The sequence below is a fragment of the Polaromonas sp. genome (assembly GCF_018780625.1).
Classification (GTDB): Bacteria; Pseudomonadota; Gammaproteobacteria; order Burkholderiales; family Burkholderiaceae_C; genus Polaromonas.
In genome coordinates this window covers 32043-48264 of the sequence record NZ_JADMJK010000239.1, presented here as the reverse complement: position 1 = coordinate 48264, position 16222 = coordinate 32043, and the positions used below count along the sequence as shown (strand labels likewise).

Here is a 16222-nt window from a genome sequence, read left to right as displayed (position 1 = left end):
ATGCCAGTAAACATGCGGGTTTTGAGGGGTTCTGACACGATCTGATTTGATCAAATGGTGCCACCAACAGGAATCGAACCTGTATCTAGCGCTTAGGAGGCACTCGTTCTATCCGTTGAACTATGGCGGCACGTCTTGGCAAGTTGCGAAGAACGGGAATTGTATGCGCTGGAAGGCGGTTGGTTGAAGGGCCGGGGCTGCGGGCTCAGTCGTAGGGCAGGGTGTAGATCAGGTCCACGGCGCTTTGCTGGCCGGCCTGGGCGCGAATCGTGAAGCGCTGCGACAAGTCATAGAAAACATACAGGGTGCCCAAGGCGCCCGAGAGGCTGCGCTCGTAGGCGGCGTAAAAGTTGCGTGAAAAGCGCTTTCCCAGCGTGATCGCGCCGGCGGCGGCGGTTCCGTCAGCGTTGCTGGATGCGCCCCGATATGACAGCTCATCGAGCCCGAGCGAGGCGGCCAGCCCGCCCGACATGCCGCCGCTTTTGCTGCCCAGCAGGGCCAGCGCGGCCTGCTGCAGCAGGGCGGCTTCGGCGCCGCCCGAGGCCGAGGCCCGGCCGACGACCAGCCACGACAGCTTCTCGGCATCGGGCAGCTCGGGCTGGGCGTACAGCCGCACGCTGGGCAGCAGCGCCGTGCCGGTGATCTGCACGCCCACGCGCTGCGTGAGGTTGGGGCGAATCGCCAGGATGTCCAGCGCCGGGTTGTCGATGGCGCCGGTGAAGCGGATCACGCCCTGCTCCACATCGAGGCGCTGGCCGTAGGCGCGGTACTGGCCGCCAAAGGTGTTGACGGTGCCGGTCAGGCGCGGCCCGCGCTGCGCGTTGTCGTGCAGGCTCAGGGTGCCGCGAATGCGGGTGTCCATGCCCTTGCCCTGAATCCGGAAGTCGGGCCCCAAGTCGATTTGAACCGCCAGCTTGACGGGGCTGACGGGTTTTTCCTTTTCGGGGGCGCTGGCCTGGCCGGGGCCCTTGGGGCCCGCAGCGGCGCCGCCGGCCGTGCGCACCACCACGTCGTCGCCCAGTTGCGGCGTGCCTTCGTCGGGCAGCAGGATGCGCGCCTGGTCGACCACCAGCTTGCCCGTGAGTTCGGTCTGGGCGCCCTGGAGGCTGGCCTGCAGCTCGCCCGACACGGTGACTTCCCGGTCGGTGCGTATGCTGGCGCGCAGCCGGGCCAGTTTGGCCGTGAGCTGCACTTGCGGCTTGCCATCGATCCAGGCGGCTTCGCCCTGGGCCGTGAGTTGGCCGCCCGTGCCTTTGTCGCCTGCGCCCTGCAGGCTGAACTCGCTGATGCGCATGCGCGTGCCGTCCAGCTGGGCGCGCAGGCGGCCGTTGCCGAACTCGATGCCGTCAACGACCGAGCGCAAGGCCATGTCGTTGGCTTGCAGTTCGCCGGCCAGCTGGGGCGCGGCACGGCTGCCGCTGATGGCAATGTCGGCCGCCAGCGCGCCGCGCAGCCGCCAGCCGGGCGGCGCCAGCACAGACCAGACCCCGAGGCGCGGCAGTTGCGCGCGCAGCTGGCCGTTCAGCGGGGCGTCGGCCGGCCAGAGCCAGCCGCCAATGCCGCTGCCGGGCGGGGCGCGCGTCAGGCGTGTCTTGAGCTGGCCGTCGGCGGTGCCGGCGCGCTCGCTGTCCCAGCGCAGCGCCAGCGTCAGGGCGTCGCCCACGCTTTCGAGCGACAGCTGCGCTTGCCGCACGCCAGCGGCCACGCGGGTGGTGGGGCCTTGCGCGGTTTCGGCCTGCACCGAGAGGTCGCCGCTGCTGCGCGTCAGGCTGGCCTTGAGCGCCAGCCGGTCGCTGAGCCGGGCGTCCCATTGCCCGTCCAGCAGCAGGTTGCCGCCCAGGCCTGCGCCCGCCAGCTGCGCGCCGCCCAGCAGTTCGATCCAGGCCATGGGCAAGCCGGTGATGCTGCCGGCCGTGAGCAGTTCGCCGGGCCGCCAGCGCACGGGCTGCCAGGCCAGCGTGGCTTGCGCCGGTGCGGGGCTTGATGCGGTGGCGCGTGGCGCGCTCAAAATCGCCTGGCCCGCACCGCTTTCAAAGGCGCCGCCTGCAGGGGTCCGGGTCCATGAAAGCGGCACCGATCCGCGGCTGGCCAGCTGCCAGGCGCCGGCGCCCAGCGCAGGGTCTTCAAGCCGCACCGAGAGCTGCTTGAGCGCGCCCTTCCAGGCCGATGCGCTGAACGCGCTCTGGCCCGCGCCGGCCGGTTTGACGCGGCCGCCGTCCAGCGCGAGTTGCAGGTCGATGCGGCGCTGGTCGATTTCAAGCCGGCCCTGCGCGCCGAGTTGCGCCTGGCTCAGGCGGCCCGAGAGGGTGGCGTTGAGGTCGCGGATTTTCAGCAGGCCCGCGGGCGGCTGGGGCGGCGCGGCGCCCGAAGCGGCGGCGGGCTTGGTGTTGGTGTTGGGGCTGCGCCAGTCGAGCGACGGCACGGCCAGCCTGGCCTGCAGGACAGGGTCCAGCCAGCCGCCCTGCCAGCTGGCCTGCAGGTCCGCGCTGCCGGCGGCGCTGGCGGTTTGAAGCGAGGCGGGCAGGCCGGGCAGTTTTTGCAGCCAGCGCAGCGCCTGGGCGGCGTCCTGGCCGCGCAGGCTAACGGTGCCGGCGCCGCTGGTTTGCCGCAACGCGCCGTTGACGGTCGCGTTCAGCCCGGGCGCGGTGAGGGCGAGCTTGCCTTCGCCGGCCTGGATGCCGGGCTGGATTTCGAGCTGGCCGGTCAGTTCGGCGTCGTCGGTTTGCACCTGCAGGGCGGGCAGCCGCAGGATGCCGCCCGCTGGCTGGGGAGTCCAGCTGCCGGTGGCGCTGGCGTTGCGCAGGACCAGCCGGCCCAGGGACTTGGGTGCGGCGCCTGGTGCGGCTTGCACGCTGGCATCAAAGCCGATGGCGGCGCCCTGGCTGCGCACGGCGGCCACGCCGTTCAGCGGCAGGGCGGCAAACTGGCTGTGCAGCAGGGCCGGGTTGACCTGCTTCAGCGTGGCCTGCAGCGTCCAGGCCTGGGCCGGGGCTGGCGTCACTGGGCCTGCCGCAGGCGGTGCAGGGGGGGCAATGGGTGTATTGGGCGTATCGGGCGCAGGCGTCCATTCGCCGCTGGCCAGGATTTCTCCGCCGCCTAGTTGCGCCTTGAGGGTGCGGACAATGCCAACGCCGCCGCGCCACTCGCCTTGCGTCTCAAGCCGCTCCAGTGGCAGCCGTTGCTGGTCCCAGGGGCCGGGCAACTGGTTGGCCAGGTCCAGCTTGAGCCGCCAGCCGGGGCTGGCGGCTGGCGGGGTGCGCTCCAGGGGTTGAACGCTGGCGCTGCCCGTCAACTGGGTGTGGGGCGCGTTGGGCCACAGGGCGGCAATGTCCAGGTCCCTAAAACTGGCATCGGCCTGCGGCAGCGGCTGCGCGGCCCAGGGCGTGATGCGCGCGGTGGCGCTGGCTTGCGGCGGGGTTGGGGTTGGGGTTGGCGCCTGGCCCTCAGCGGCCGCCGTGGCCATCTGCAGCTTGGCCGTCACCAGAAAATCCGCCAGCGGACCGATGGCGGTGGCCTGAAATGCCAGGGGCAGCGGTGTGCGGCTCTTGGGCAGCGTGGCGCTCAGGGCGCCCGACAGGCGCGCATCAAGCCCGAAGGGGCTGCTCGACGACACCACGGCTTGGCCGCTGTAGCGGCCGCTGGCCACTTGCGCGCCCAGCAATGCAAGCTGATGCTCCAGGCCCGTGAACTGGTAGCGCCCTGAAATGCCCGATGCGGCAAATACGGCGGCCCCGTTCCATTGCAGCTGGTCGACAGAAAACGCATCGAGCAATATCGGCACGGGCAGACCGAGCACGGTGGGGGCGCTGGCGGGCACGGTGCGCGGCGGGCGCTGGTCGTTTACCGTGACGCTGGCCGCCGCGATGCGCTGGAGCTTGAGCGTGCCCTGCAGCAGCGACCAGGGCTGCCAGGCCAGCGTGAGCGCGCGCGCATCCACGCGCAGGCCGCCTTGCTCCCACACCAGGTGCTCGATCTGCCCGCCTGAACGCAGCGCTCCGGAGGCGCCCTGGGCCGTGATGGGCTGCGACTGCCCGATCCAGTTCAGCGCGGTGGCCAGCGAGCCGCTGGTGCCTGCCCACCACCAGAGCGCGCTCAGCGCCACCCCGGTCAGCATGAGGAGGCCGGCGCCCGTCAGCGCAACGGCCTTGCGCCAGCGCCGTGTGGGTTGGGCGGGCTGGGTGGGTGCAGTGGCTGGCGCAGCTTCAGGGGGCACGGGGTCCATTTGCGCGCCCCTTAAAAGATGAAGCCGACACTGACGTGCAGGCGCAGCTGCTGGACCTTGACGCCATAGGCCAGGTCAATCTGCAGGGGGCCGATCGGGCTTTTCCAGCGCACGCCGGTGCCCACGCCCACAGAAGGGCGCAGGTCTTGCGGCTGGTCGGCCACGGCGCCGGCATCCAGGAAGAAAGTGTTTTCCCATTCGCTGGGCAGCCCGTTGCGCAGCATGGGGCGCTGCCATTCAATGCTGCCCACCGCCATGTAGCGGCCCGGGCCGGTCACGTCGTTGGGCAGCTTGATGCCGATGTCGCGGTAGCTGTAGCCGCGCACCGTGCTGTCGCCGCCGGTGCGAAACAGCTGGGTCGCCGGGATGCGGGCGCTGTCCCTGGCCAGCACGGCTCCGGCTTCTGCGCGCAGCGCAATGCGCCCGCGCTGCAGCGGCCGAATGCCCAGCCAGCGGCCCACGAGGCGCGTGAAGGGCTGGCGATCATTGCCCAGCGTGGAACCGCCCCCGAGCTCAAACCCCAGGCCATAGCCCTTGCTGGGAAACGGTGTCGTGTCAAAGTAGCGGCCGGTCCAGACGTAGTTGGCGGTCAGCGCCGAGCCGTCGCCGGTGTCGGCCACCGAGGCGCCCGACAGGCCAGTGCCGCGCACCCGCGCCCGGTCGTACTGCAGGTAGATGTTGCGGTCTATCCGCTCGCCGGCCTGCGTCCGGCCAAAGCGCAGCCGCTGGGTCTGGGTGATCAGTTCGTTGTCGTCCAGGCGCTCTATGCGGCTCAGCGCCGCCCAGCGCCAGCTGGCCTCGTTGGGCAGGGAGGTCCACTCGGTCTGGATGAAGGGGGCTTTTTTCTCAAGCTGCAGCTTGGTGGCGGCGCGCCAGCCTATGCCGGGCACGCGGTTGTGCGTGTGTTCCACCGAGGCCCGGGGCCCGCTGTCGGTGGTCAGGCCCACGCCCAGCACCACTTTTTGCAGCTTGGCTTCACGCACCTGCACCTGTACCGGCGCTGCCAGCGGGTCGCTTTCGGGGTCGATAAAAATATAGGCTGAATCAAAGTAGCCACTTGAGGCGAGCCGTTGCTGGGCTTGCACCAGCTGGTTCTGGTCGAAGACCGCGCCCGGCGTCAGGCGGGCCAGCCGCGGCACCAGCACCGGGTCGTAGCGTTCCACGCCCGACACCTGCATGGGCCCCAGGCGGTAAAGCGGGCCCGAGTCCAGCGCCACGGTCAGGCTGGCGGTTCCGGCTGGCGCGTCCACGTCGGCCAGGCTGCCGGCCAGCCGGCCCGCCGGGTAGCGGCGCGCCACCAGGGCGCGCAAGGCCTGCGTTTTGGCGCCATCCCAGGCGTTTTGGGTAAAGCGCTGGCCGCCCGGCAGGCTCCAGTTGCGTTCAATGCCGGCGCGCTGGGCTACCGCGTCCAGGTCTGGCGACTCGGCAATGTCCCCCAGGAAGCTGATGGCTACCGGGCCAATCACGGTGGCTTTGCCGGGGTCTACCGCCACCACAATGGTCGGGCGCGCGTTGGGGCCGCCCTCACGCGCGATGCGGATGGTGGGGTTGAAGTAGCCCAGCGTGCCGACGAGGTTGCGCACATTGCGCTCGGCCAGCAGGATCAGGCGCGCCAGTTCGGCGTCGTCCAGATCGGTCACGGCGCGGTAGCGCTGCAGTTCAAGGTGTTTTTCAAGCAGCGCGCTGACGTCGGGCGGCGCGCGCACGGTGATGTCAAAAGCGGTGACTTCGGGTTCGGCGCCGGTGGGGCCCACGGCGCCCTCGGGGGTGGGGGCGGGCGCCACTTTTTCAGGCGGGGGCGCGGGCGGCGGCGCGGTTTGCACGACGCCGGAAGGCGGCGTTGAAATAGTGGTGGCGAAAGGGTCGGCAGGCGCGGCTGTTTCTGCGCTGGCTGCAGGCACCAGGAAAACCGCGTGGAGGGCCAGAACACCCATGGCAAGGCCGCGGGCAGCGGCGGTCAGACCTGCCTGCGTGACGAGCGGCACACGGCGTCGACTGGGTTGGATCACGGTTGAAGTTTACTTGAGCGCTACTTGGAGAGCAGCCGCATCGCCTCTTCGAGCCCCTTGATGGTGAGCGGGTACATGCGCTGGCCGACCAGTTGCTGGATCACGCTGATGCTCTGGCGGTATTGCCAGACGCCCTGCGGCTCCGGGTTGATCCAGGCAAATTTCGGGAAGGCGTTGGTTAGCCGCTGCAGCCATTCGGCGCCGGCTTCCTCGTTGTTGTATTCCACGCTGCCGCCGGGCTGAAGGATCTCGTACGGGCTCATGGTGGCGTCGCCGACAAAGATCAGCTTGTAGTCTTTGTTGTATTTGCGAATGATGTCCCAGGTCGGGAATTTTTCACTGAAGCGGCGGCGGTTGTGCTTCCACATGAAGTCATAAACGCAGTTGTGAAAGTAATAAAACTCCAGGTGCTTGAATTCGGTTTTGACGGCCGAGAACATTTCCTCGACCCGGTGGATATGGTCGTCCATGCTGCCGCCCACGTCCATCAGCAGCAGCACCTTCACGTTGTTGTGGCGCTCGGGCACCATCTTGATGTCCAGCCAGCCGGCATTGGCGGCGGTGGACTTGATGGTGTCGGCCAGGTCGAGTTCTTCGGCGTTGCCGAGCCGGGCAAACTTGCGCAGGCGCCGCAGTGCGACCTTGATGTTGCGCGTGCCGAGTTCCTGGGTGTCGTCGTAGTCCTTGTAGGCGCGCTGGTCCCACACCTTGACTGCGCTGCGGTTGCGGCTTTTTTCCTGGCCGATGCGTATGCCCTGCGGATTGAAACCGTTGGCGCCAAACGGCGAGGTGCCGCCGGTGCCAATCCACTTGCTGCCGCCTTCGTGGCGTTCTTTTTGCTCTTCAAAGCGCTTTTTGAGCGTTTCCATGAGCTCGTCCCAGCCCATTTTTTCGATTTTTGCCTTGTCCTCGGCGCTGAGTTCGAGTTCCAGGTTCTTGCGCAGCCATTCGAGCGGAATTTCCTTGGTGAAATCCGCAATCATTTCCACGCCCTTGAAGTAGCTGGCGAAGGCGCGGTCAAACTTGTCGTAGTGCTTCTCGTCCTTGACCAGCACGCAGCGGCTCAGGTAGTAGAAGTCGTCAATCTTGTAGGCGCCCTCGGTCGCTTCGCCGTCCGGCCCGGGCAGCCCGCTGTTGGGGCCCACCACGCCGGCCTCCAGCGCTTCAAGCAGCATCAGGAACTCCTTGACCGAAACCGGCAGTTTGGCCGAGCGCAGGGTGTAGAAAAAGTCAATCAACATGGCTAAATAGACCTCAGTGGCGCGGCTTGTCGAGCAGGTAGCGCAGTTGCGCCTTGGCCTCCGGCCATTCGCCGGCGCGCAGGCTGTACATCACGGTGTCGCGGATGGTGCCGTCGCGGCGCAGGGCATGGCCGCGAATGACGCCGTCTTTTTTGGCGCCCAGCCGCTCGATGGCCGCTTGCGATGCAAAGTTGAAATTGTCGGTGCGCCAGCCCACCACATGGCAGTCGAGGGCTTCAAATGCATGGGTCAGCATCAGCAGTTTGCAGGTGGTGTTGACGTGGGTGCGCTGGCAGCGCGCGGCATACCAGGTGTAGCCAATTTCGACGCGTCTGACGGCTGGCAGGATGTCGTGGTAACTGCTGCTGCCCAAAACGGTGCCGCTGGCCTGGTCGACCACCGCAAAGGCAAAGCGCTCGCCTGCCTGGCGTGCGGCCAGCGCGGTTTCTATGTAAGCCCGTGTTTGCACCGGCTCGGGTACCGAGGTCACGCGCAACTGCCAGAGTGCGCCGTCGGCGGCAGCGGCGCGCAGTCCGGCTTCATGGGCCAGCGTCAGCGGCACCAGTTCCACGCCGCGTGCTGCCAGCGTGACGGGTTCTACAAAGTTCATGCGCCGCGCCTCCTGCATTAGCGGTTGTTGCGCTGCATGAACACCAGTTTTTCAAACAGCGTCACATCCTGTTCGTTCTTGAGCAGCGCGCCGACCAGCGGCGGCATGGCGACTTTGTTGTCTGTGCTTTGCAGGGCTTCCAGGGGAATGTCCTCGGCCACCAGCAGCTTGAGCCAGTCGAGCAGTTCGCTGGTCGACGGTTTCTTTTTCAGGCCGGGCAGGTTGCGCACTTCGTAAAAAGTCTTCATCGCAGCGGCAAGCAGTTCCTTTTTCAGCGTGGGGAAATGCACGTCCACGATTTGCTGCATGGTGCCGGCGTCGGGAAACTTGATGTAGTGAAAAAAGCAGCGGCGCAAAAAGGCGTCGGGTAGTTCTTTTTCATTGTTGGAGGTGATGAACACCAGCGGCCTGTGCTTGGCGCGGACCAGTTCGCGGGTCTCATAGCAGTAAAACTCCATGCGGTCGATTTCGCGCAGCAAGTCGTTTGGAAACTCGATGTCCGCCTTGTCGATTTCGTCAATCAGCAGGGCGACCGGCTGGTCTGCCGTGAAGGCCTGCCACAGCACGCCTTTGAGGATGTAGTTGTGGATGTCCTTGACCTTCTCGTCGCCCAGTTGCGAGTCGCGCAGGCGCGACACCGCGTCGTATTCATACAGGCCTTGCTGCGCCTTGGTGGTGGACTTGATGTGCCACTGCAGCAGGGGAAGATTCAGGGCGCCTGCCACTTCCTCGGCCAGCATGGTTTTGCCCGTGCCGGGCTCGCCTTTAACCAGCAGCGGCCTTTTCAAAGTGGCCGCGGCATTGACCGCCAGCATCAGATCCGGGGTGGCGACGTAGTTTTCTGAGCCTTGGAATTTCATGGTCTTGAAAATGTGAGAGGTTGAAAATAAAGCCCGAGGCCGTTGAATCGGCCTTTGCAGGAGTTTGCAGTAATTGGCGCGAGGCCCCGGCTAGCCCAGATATAATCCGGCGCTGACCTATATGATGACATTTCACTTGATTGTGCGCGCAAAATGAATAAGCTGATCACCACGATATTTGCTGTAGTTGTCTCCTGCGTGACGGCTTCCAGCCTTGCCCAGGAAATTAAAGGCGATGCCAAAGCGGGCGAAGCCAAGAACGCCATGTGCATTGGCTGCCACGGCATTTCGGGCTACCAGGCAACGTTTCCCCAGATCTACAAGGTGCCCATGATTTCGGGCCAGGGTGCCCCCTATATCGTGGCTGCGCTCAACGCCTACAAAAAAGGTGATCGCAAGCACCCCACCATGCGCAGCATTTCCGCCACGCTGTCAGACCAGGATATTGCCGACCTTGCTGCTTACTACGAGGGTCATGGCGTGGTGGCTGACGCAGCGCTGCCTGCCGCACCTGCAAAAATGCCCAGCGCCGAAGTGCAGGCTTTGCTCAACAAGGCCAATTGCGCGTCCTGCCACGGCGCCAATTTCAGCAAGCCGATTGACCCCAGCTATCCCAAGCTGGCTGGCCAGCATGCTGACTTCCTGTTTGTAGCGCTCAAGGCCTACAAGGCAGAAAACAACGCGGTGGTCGGGCGCGGCAACGCCATCATGGGCGGCATGGTCAAGCTCTATACCAACGACGAGCTCAAATTGATGTCGAACTACCTGGCGTCGATCCCGGGTGAACTCAAGGTGGTTCCCCAGAGCAGCTTCCGCTAAAACGGACCACCGCCCACAAAAAAAAGCCGCTGTTTCAGCGGCTTTTTTTGTGGGTTTGACCGATGCACGCGTTGTCAGGCGGCCTCGTGTTTCAGTCCCGGGTTGCGTGGTGCTGCACGCATTCTATGTAAGCCGCGCCGTCGGGTGGGCGGCCTGCGCGCTGGCTTTCCCAGACCATCTGGCCCAGGCAATCCATGGTTTCGTGGTGCGCGTCATGCAGGGAGTTTCGCCTGGCCGTCAACAACTCCACGGCCTGCCGAATGCCGCGTGGCTGGTCGATGGAGCACTGCTCGCTGATGGACAGGTGCATGGACAGGTGCAGGAAAGGGTTGGTTTTTCCGGCGTCCACGTCATACATCTTTTCAAGCGCAGCGTCCGCATCGGAAAAATCAGCGTGGTATTCAGGGTGCTCTTCAATCCACTGGCTTGCTATTGTTTCTATCGCTTCCATTGGCTTGCCTGAGCGGGCTTTGGCATAAACAGTGCAAAAAAAATGGCGGACGTCGGCTTGCGAAGGTGTGAACATCCGCAAAGCGTATCACGCACAAGGGGCTTGCGGCGGACCTGGTGATGTCTTCCCCTGGCCTGGGGGGGCGCCATGCACCGGTCGCGTCCTACAGACAGCATCCTTGCATCCCCTTACATTAGGTATCACGGTGGCGCAGTTCCGGGATGCGGCTACTTGACGATCCACAAGCCCGGCTAGGAGATTTAAATGAATGCATCACGTATCGCCGGTATTATTTTGATTGTTGGCGGCCTGGCCGGCTTTTTCACCGGTGGTTTCAGCTTCACCAAGGACACGACCGCCGCCAAAATTGGCCCTATGGAGCTGACCGTCACGGAGAAGCAATCAGTGAACATTCCGCAGTGGCTGAGCTTGGGTGCCATCGCCCTGGGCGCCATCGTGCTGGTGATGGGCTCGCGTAAATCCTGATTCACTTTCCGTCTTTTGCGCCGGTCAGCGCACCGCGCCCTGCCGGGCGCTTCAGTTGCGCTGCAGGCTCAGCCTGCCTGAAATGGCCTGCGCTGCGGCCAGCAGTTGCGGCAGCATCTTCTCCTGCATGACCTTGGCGCTGGTGCGGTTGGCCTGGCCGCTGATATTGAGCGCTGCAACTGTCTGGCCGGCCCGATCGGTGATCGGCGCCGCCATCGACACCAACCCTTCTTCCAGTTCCTGATTGACCAGCGACCAGCCCTGCTTGCGCACCTGTTCAATTCTGGCCACCAGCTCGTTCACGTCGGTCACGGTGTAGCGGGTGCGTGCAAGGCGGTCTGACGCCTGCAGCACCTGCATCATCTGATCCGGCGGCAAAGCCGACAGCAGCATGCGGCCCAAGGCGGTGCAATAAGCGGGCAGTCGCGAACCGACGCCCAGGCTGATGCTCATGATCTTGTGCGTGGGCACCCGCAGCACATAAACAATGTCGGTGCCATCCAGTACCGCTGCCGAACACGATTCCTTGATTTGCTCAACCAGATCTTCCATGACGGGTTCGGCCAGGTTCCAGATGGGCAGGGAAGACAGGTAGGCAAAGCCCAGATCAAGGATGCGCGGCGTCAGGCGAAACAGCTTGCCGTCACTCTCCACATAGCCCAGCGTTTGCAGCGTCAGCAAAATTCGCCGAGCACCTGCCCGGGTGAGTCCGGTTCGACCGGCGACTTCGGTCAGCGTTTGCCGGGGTGACCGGGCGCTGAACGAGCGAATCACCTCCAGCCCGCGCGCAAATGACTGCACATAGCTGTCGCCGGGGGCGGGCGTGGTGCGCGCCGGCGCAGCCAGGGTGTCAGTTTTTCCGGTGGTTTGGGTGCGGGTGGTTGCCATGTGGGACTAAATCTCCTAAAATTCATTATACGAACACTTGTTCTTATTGCGAACAAAATAAATCTCGATTTCTTTTTTGGCTTCTGCCGGTTGCCTCGGCCGCGCCAGATGTTATTGCCTCCTGGAGACTAATCAATGATCAACAAGATCGCCCTTTCTGTGGCGGATGCACTGGCCGATGTGAAAGACGGCTCCACCATCTTGATCGGGGGGTTCGGCACCGCCGGCAACCCGAACGAGTTGATTGACGGTCTGATCGCGCAAGGCGCCAAGGACCTGACCGTCGTCAACAACAACGCCGGCAACGGTGAGGCCGGGCTGGCGGCTCTGCTCAAGGCCGGGCGCGTGCGCAAGATCATCTGCAGCTTTCCCCGGCAGGCTGACAGCCATGTGTTTGACGGGCTGTACCGCAGCGGCAAGCTGGAGCTGGAGTTGGTGCCACAAGGCAATCTGGCTGAGCGCATTCGTGCCGCGGGTGCCGGCATTGGCGCATTTTTCTGCCCCACGGCTTACGGCACCGAACTGGCCAAAGGCAAGGAAACACGCGAGATCAATGGCCGGCATTACGTGCTTGAATACCCGATTTATGGCGATGTGGCGCTGATCAAGGCTGAGCGTGGTGACCGCTGGGGCAACCTGACCTACCGCATGTCGGCGCGCAATTTCGGCCCCGTCATGGCCACCGCCGCCAGGAAAACGGTGGCTACGGTGCACGAGATCGTCCCATTGGGCGCGCTGGACCCCGAGTGCATCGTGACGCCGGGCATCCATGTCAGCCAGATCGTTCAAATCGAGCGCGTCGCCACCCTGGCCGGCGGCATCAAACCAAGTGCCAAATCAGCTTCTGGCGCATAAGGAAAAAGCATGAGCAGCTATCAAAAACGAAGCAAGGAAGAGTTGGCCAAGCGTGTGGCGCAGGACATCTTTGACGGCGCCTACGTCAACTTGGGCATTGGCATGCCGACGCTGGTTGCCAACCATATTCCGGCCGGGCGCGAGGTCATCCTTCAAAGCGAAAACGGCATTCTCGGCATGGGGCCGGCACCCGCTGCCGGGCAGGAAGACTACGACCTCATCAACGCGGGCAAGCAGCCGATCACGCTGCTGCCGGGCGGCGCTTATTTTCACCATGCCGACAGCTTTGCCATGATGCGCGGCGGCCACCTTGACATCTGCGTACTCGGTGCGTTTCAGGTGTCCGCCACCGGCGACCTGGCCAACTGGAGCACCGGCGAGCCCGGCGCGATTCCGGCAGTGGGCGGCGCGATGGACCTGGCCATTGGCGCCAAGCAGACTTGGGTCATGATGGATTTGCTGACCAAAAAGGGCGAGAGCAAGGTGGTGGCGCAGTGCACTTATCCGCTCACCGGCATTGCCTGCGTCAAGCGCATTTACTCCGAGCTGGCCACGCTCGAATGCACGCCGAAGGGCTTGAAGCTCATCGACAAGGTCGACGGGCTGGCCCATGCCGAACTTGAAAAGCTGGTCGGCCTGCCGATTGCCGCCTGAGCTGAAACACTTTTTGTGCCGTATTGAACTTTTATAAAGAGACCACTCCATGACGATCAACCAAGCCTTCATCTGCGACGCTATCCGCACCCCCTTTGGCCGTTATGGCGGCGCCCTGAGCAGCGTGCGCGCCGATGACCTGGGCGCCATTCCCATCCAGGCGCTGATGGCGCGCAACCCTGACGTGGACTGGGCCGCCATCACCGACGTGATCTACGGCTGCGCCAACCAGGCCGGCGAAGACAACCGCAACGTGGCGCGCATGAGCGCGCTGCTGGCCGGGCTGCCAATCGAGGTGCCGGGCGCGACCCTCAACCGCCTGTGCGGCTCGGGCCTGGACGCGCTGGGCACGGCGGCCCGCGCCATCAAGTCGGGCGAAGCCCACTTGATGATTGCCGGCGGCGTGGAGAGCATGAGCCGCGCACCGTTCGTGATGCCCAAGGCTGAAAGCGCCTTCAGCCGTTCCAATGCTGTGTACGACACCACCATCGGCTGGCGCTTCATCAACAAGCTGATGAAGGCCCAGTACGGCGTGGACTCCATGCCTGAAACCGCCGAGAACGTCGCCACCGACTTCAATATCAGCCGCGAAGACCAGGACAAGATGGCTTTTTCCAGCCAACTCAAGGCCGTAGCCGCGCAGAAAGCCGGCTACTTTGACGCTGAGATCACGCCGGTCACGATTGCCCAGAAGAAGGGCGAGGCGATCGTCGTCGGCAAGGACGAGCATCCGCGCGAAACCTCCATGGAAGTGCTGGCCAGGCTTAAACCCATCGTGCGCCAGGACGGCACCATCACCGCCGGCAATGCCAGCGGCGTGAACGACGGCGCCTGCGCGCTGCTGCTGGCCGACGAAGCCACCGCCGCCAAAAACGGCCTGACGCCGCGTGCCCGCATCGTCGGCATGGCCACGGCCGGCGTGGCGCCGCGCATCATGGGCATCGGCCCTGCGCCAGCGACACAAAAGGTGCTGGCCCTGACCGGCTTGACCATGGCCCAGATGGACGTGATTGAACTCAACGAAGCCTTTGCCGCGCAAGGCCTGGCCGTGCTGCGCATGCTTGGCGTGCAGGACGACGACGCGCGCGTCAACGCCTGGGGCGGCGCGATTGCGCTGGGCCATCCGCTGGGGGCATCGGGTGCGCGCCTGGCCACCACCGCCGTCAACCGCCTGCACACCACGGGCGGGCGCTACGCGCTGGCGACCATGTGCATCGGCGTGGGGCAGGGCATTGCCTTGATCCTGGAACGGGTGTGAGCGCGATGACCGCAGCATTGACTGAAGTCACGGTCGTCACCGGCGCCAGTTCCGGCATTGGCCGCGCCATTGCCGAGGCCCTGCTGGCGCAAGGCAAAGACGTGGTCAACCTTGACTACGTGCTGCCCGACTGGCGCCACCCGCAACTCGTGTCCTACCAGGCCGACCTGACAAAGGAGGCCGCCACCCGCGAACGCGCCGCCGAGATTGCCGCCCGGCATAACGTCACCGCGCTGGTCAACAACGCCGGCGCCACCCGTCCCGGCACCATAGACACGGCCACGACCGCCTCGCTGGACGACGTGGTCGGCCTGCATCTGCGCGCCGTCCTGCTGCTGACGCAGGCCTTTTTACCAACCCTGCGCGCCTGCGGCCAGGGCCGCATCGTCAACATGTCCTCGCGCGCCGCGCTGGGCAAGGTGGACCGCATCGTGTACTCGGCGACCAAGGCCGGGATGATCGGCATGACGCGCACGCTGGCGATGGAGCTGGGGCGCGACGGCATCACCGTCAATGCGATTGGCCCCGGGCCTATCGCCACCGAGCTGTTTCGCAAGAGCAACCCCGAGGGTGCGCCGCAGACGCAGCGCATCCTGGACAGCATTGCCGTGGGCCGCATGGGCACGGCTGGCGACGTGGCGCGTGCCGCGATGTTCTTTTTGTCGCCCGACAACGGCTTTGTCACCGGACAGGTGCTGTACGTCTGCGGCGGCACCACGCTGGGAACCGCGCCTATCTGATTTTTTTGCCTCCCAAGGCGTCCATCGCCGGCCGTGCCGCAGGGCTCACGTCCTGGTTACGGCGTCGCCCGGCTTCATCTCCCCCCTTTTTTATCAAGGACTTTTCCATGTCTCATTCATCTGATTTCACCAACGCTTCACGCCGTCGCTTCAGCCTTGGCGCACTGGCTTCTGCCAGCCTCATGGGCGCGGGCCTGCTGGCGGCCGTGCCCGCCGCAGCGCAGGCGGCTTACCCCACCAAGACCATCACCATCGTCGTGCCCTTTGCTGCTGGCGGCACCACGGACATTCTCGCGCGCATCCTTGGCCAGGCGCTGACGGCCGAACTCGGCCAGACCGTCATTGTGGACAACCGCGCCGGCGCGGGCGGCAACATCGGCGGCCAGGCCGCATCCCGGGCGGCGGCCGACGGCTACACGCTGTTCATGGGCACGGTCGGCACGCATGCGATCAATGCCAGCCTGTACAAAAAAATGCCTTTTGACCCGATCAAGGACTTTGCGCCGCTGACGCGCGTGGCCAACGTGCCCAACCTGCTGGTCGCCAACCCGGCGCAGCCGTTCAAGACCGTCAAGGAACTGATCGCCTATGCCAAGGCCAATCCGGGCCAGCTGAACTTCGCATCGTCAGGCAATGGCAGCTCGATTCACCTGTCGGGCGAGTTGTTCAAGTCGATGGCCAAGGTGGACATGCAGCATGTGCCGTACAAGGGAAGCGCGCCCGCCGTGACCGACTTGCTGGGCAACCAGGTCGGCATCATGTTCGACAACATGCCTTCGGCCATCCAGCATGTGCGTTCGGGCAAGCTGCGCGCCATTGCCGTGACCACGGCCAAGCGTTCGCCCGAACTGCCTGACGTGCCGACCATCGCCGAAGCCGGCGTGCCTGGCTATGAAGCGACCTCCTGGTTTGGCATGTTTGCGCCGGCTGCCACGCCGCCTGCCGTGATCACCCGGCTCAACACCGCCATCGTCAAGGTGCTGGCCAAGCCCGATGTCAAGAAGCAGATCAGTGACCAGGGCGCCGAGGTGTATACCGAAACGCCGCAGCAGTTTGCCGCCTTTATCCAGAAGGAATCGGCCAAGTGGAGCAAGGTGGTGAAGGATTCTGGCGCCAGCATGGACTGATT

Annotated in this window: 14 protein-coding genes and 1 tRNA gene; 7 read left to right on the top strand and 8 right to left on the bottom strand. The window is 64.9% G+C overall.

Going from position 1 to position 16222, the window contains the following annotated elements:
• Positions 1-55 precede the first annotated feature (55 nt).
• The 6 genes from IV091_RS17175 to IV091_RS17150 all read right to left on the bottom strand — a co-directional run bounded on the left by IV091_RS17175 (position 56) and on the right by IV091_RS17150 (position 8942).
• A tRNA-Arg gene (locus tag IV091_RS17175) sits at positions 56-130 on the bottom strand.
• Between the two features lie 75 nt (positions 131-205).
• Positions 206-4222 carry a translocation/assembly module TamB domain-containing protein gene (locus IV091_RS17170; protein ID WP_293470483.1) on the bottom strand — a complete coding sequence of 1339 codons (4017 nt, stop codon included), beginning with the start codon at positions 4220-4222 and terminating at the stop codon, positions 206-208.
• An 11-nt stretch (positions 4223-4233) separates the two neighbouring features.
• Positions 4234-6231: a BamA/TamA family outer membrane protein gene (locus tag IV091_RS17165; RefSeq protein ID WP_293470481.1), complete on the bottom strand. Its 1998-nt coding sequence runs from the start codon at positions 6229-6231 to the stop codon at positions 4234-4236.
• Between the two features lie 20 nt (positions 6232-6251).
• Positions 6252-7472: a VWA domain-containing protein gene (locus IV091_RS17160; protein ID WP_293470480.1), complete on the bottom strand. Its 1221-nt coding sequence runs from the start codon at positions 7470-7472 to the stop codon at positions 6252-6254.
• Between the two features lie 13 nt (positions 7473-7485).
• Positions 7486-8082, bottom strand: a complete 597-nt coding sequence (locus IV091_RS17155; protein WP_293470478.1) for a GNAT family N-acetyltransferase — start codon at positions 8080-8082, stop codon at positions 7486-7488.
• A gap of 17 nt (positions 8083-8099) precedes the next feature.
• The gene (locus IV091_RS17150; RefSeq protein ID WP_293470476.1) at positions 8100-8942 is read right to left on the bottom strand and encodes a MoxR family ATPase; all 843 of its coding nucleotides are present in this window, start codon (positions 8940-8942) and stop codon (positions 8100-8102) included.
• Positions 8943-9095: 153 nt separating this feature from the next.
• On the opposite strand from IV091_RS17150, the gene IV091_RS17145 reads away from it, so the two are divergent.
• On the top strand, positions 9096-9761 hold the full coding sequence (locus IV091_RS17145) for a c-type cytochrome (protein ID WP_293470474.1): 666 nt from the start codon (positions 9096-9098) through the stop codon (positions 9759-9761).
• Between the two features lie 91 nt (positions 9762-9852).
• Here IV091_RS17145 and IV091_RS17140 read toward each other — a convergent pair whose 3' ends face one another.
• Positions 9853-10287, bottom strand: coding sequence for a DUF1841 family protein (locus IV091_RS17140; RefSeq protein WP_293470472.1), 435 nt, complete (start codon positions 10285-10287; stop codon positions 9853-9855).
• Positions 10288-10476: 189 nt separating this feature from the next.
• Between IV091_RS17140 and IV091_RS17135 the strand changes: the two genes are divergently transcribed.
• Positions 10477-10698 carry a hypothetical protein gene (locus tag IV091_RS17135; RefSeq protein ID WP_293470470.1) on the top strand — a complete coding sequence of 74 codons (222 nt, stop codon included), beginning with the start codon at positions 10477-10479 and terminating at the stop codon, positions 10696-10698.
• Between the two features lie 51 nt (positions 10699-10749).
• Here the strand turns inward: IV091_RS17135 and IV091_RS17130 are convergent, their stop codons facing one another.
• Positions 10750-11586: an IclR family transcriptional regulator C-terminal domain-containing protein gene (locus tag IV091_RS17130; protein WP_293470468.1), complete on the bottom strand. Its 837-nt coding sequence runs from the start codon at positions 11584-11586 to the stop codon at positions 10750-10752.
• Between the two features lie 135 nt (positions 11587-11721).
• Between IV091_RS17130 and IV091_RS17125 the strand changes: the two genes are divergently transcribed.
• The 5 genes from IV091_RS17125 to IV091_RS17105 all read left to right on the top strand — a co-directional run bounded on the left by IV091_RS17125 (position 11722) and on the right by IV091_RS17105 (position 16220).
• On the top strand, positions 11722-12441 hold the full coding sequence (locus IV091_RS17125; protein WP_293470466.1) for a 3-oxoacid CoA-transferase subunit A: 720 nt from the start codon (positions 11722-11724) through the stop codon (positions 12439-12441).
• Between the two features lie 9 nt (positions 12442-12450).
• The gene (locus IV091_RS17120; RefSeq protein WP_293470464.1) at positions 12451-13095 is read left to right on the top strand and encodes a 3-oxoacid CoA-transferase subunit B; all 645 of its coding nucleotides are present in this window, start codon (positions 12451-12453) and stop codon (positions 13093-13095) included.
• A 49-nt stretch (positions 13096-13144) separates the two neighbouring features.
• A complete protein-coding gene (gene pcaF / locus IV091_RS17115; protein WP_293470462.1) occupies positions 13145-14353 on the top strand; it encodes a 3-oxoadipyl-CoA thiolase in 1209 nt (402 codons plus the stop codon).
• Positions 14354-14358: 5 nt separating this feature from the next.
• A complete protein-coding gene (locus tag IV091_RS17110) occupies positions 14359-15093 on the top strand; it encodes an SDR family oxidoreductase (RefSeq protein ID WP_293470494.1) in 735 nt (244 codons plus the stop codon).
• A 107-nt stretch (positions 15094-15200) separates the two neighbouring features.
• Positions 15201-16220: a tripartite tricarboxylate transporter substrate binding protein gene (locus IV091_RS17105; RefSeq protein WP_293470461.1), complete on the top strand. Its 1020-nt coding sequence runs from the start codon at positions 15201-15203 to the stop codon at positions 16218-16220.
• Positions 16221-16222: the final 2 nt, after the last annotated feature.

What these genes read in the sequence shown, in the direction of transcription:
- IV091_RS17170 (WP_293470483.1), bottom strand. Translation starts at nt 4,222, where the DNA reads ATGGACCCCGTGCCCCCTGAAGCTGCGCCAGCCACTGCACCCACCCAG.
- IV091_RS17160 (WP_293470480.1), bottom strand. Translation starts at nt 7,472, where the DNA reads ATGTTGATTGACTTTTTCTACACCCTGCGCTCGGCCAAACTGCCGGTT.
- IV091_RS17155 (WP_293470478.1), bottom strand. Translation starts at nt 8,082, where the DNA reads ATGAACTTTGTAGAACCCGTCACGCTGGCAGCACGCGGCGTGGAACTG.
- IV091_RS17150 (WP_293470476.1), bottom strand. Translation starts at nt 8,942, where the DNA reads ATGAAATTCCAAGGCTCAGAAAACTACGTCGCCACCCCGGATCTGATG.
- IV091_RS17145 (WP_293470474.1), top strand. Translation starts at nt 9,096, where the DNA reads ATGAATAAGCTGATCACCACGATATTTGCTGTAGTTGTCTCCTGCGTG.
- IV091_RS17140 (WP_293470472.1), bottom strand. Translation starts at nt 10,287, where the DNA reads ATGTTCACACCTTCGCAAGCCGACGTCCGCCATTTTTTTTGCACTGTT.
- IV091_RS17135 (WP_293470470.1), top strand. Translation starts at nt 10,477, where the DNA reads ATGAATGCATCACGTATCGCCGGTATTATTTTGATTGTTGGCGGCCTG.
- IV091_RS17130 (WP_293470468.1), bottom strand. Translation starts at nt 11,586, where the DNA reads ATGGCAACCACCCGCACCCAAACCACCGGAAAAACTGACACCCTGGCT.
- IV091_RS17125 (WP_293470466.1), top strand. Translation starts at nt 11,722, where the DNA reads ATGATCAACAAGATCGCCCTTTCTGTGGCGGATGCACTGGCCGATGTG.
- IV091_RS17120 (WP_293470464.1), top strand. Translation starts at nt 12,451, where the DNA reads ATGAGCAGCTATCAAAAACGAAGCAAGGAAGAGTTGGCCAAGCGTGTG.
- pcaF (WP_293470462.1), top strand. Translation starts at nt 13,145, where the DNA reads ATGACGATCAACCAAGCCTTCATCTGCGACGCTATCCGCACCCCCTTT.
- IV091_RS17110 (WP_293470494.1), top strand. Translation starts at nt 14,359, where the DNA reads ATGACCGCAGCATTGACTGAAGTCACGGTCGTCACCGGCGCCAGTTCC.
- IV091_RS17105 (WP_293470461.1), top strand. Translation starts at nt 15,201, where the DNA reads ATGTCTCATTCATCTGATTTCACCAACGCTTCACGCCGTCGCTTCAGC.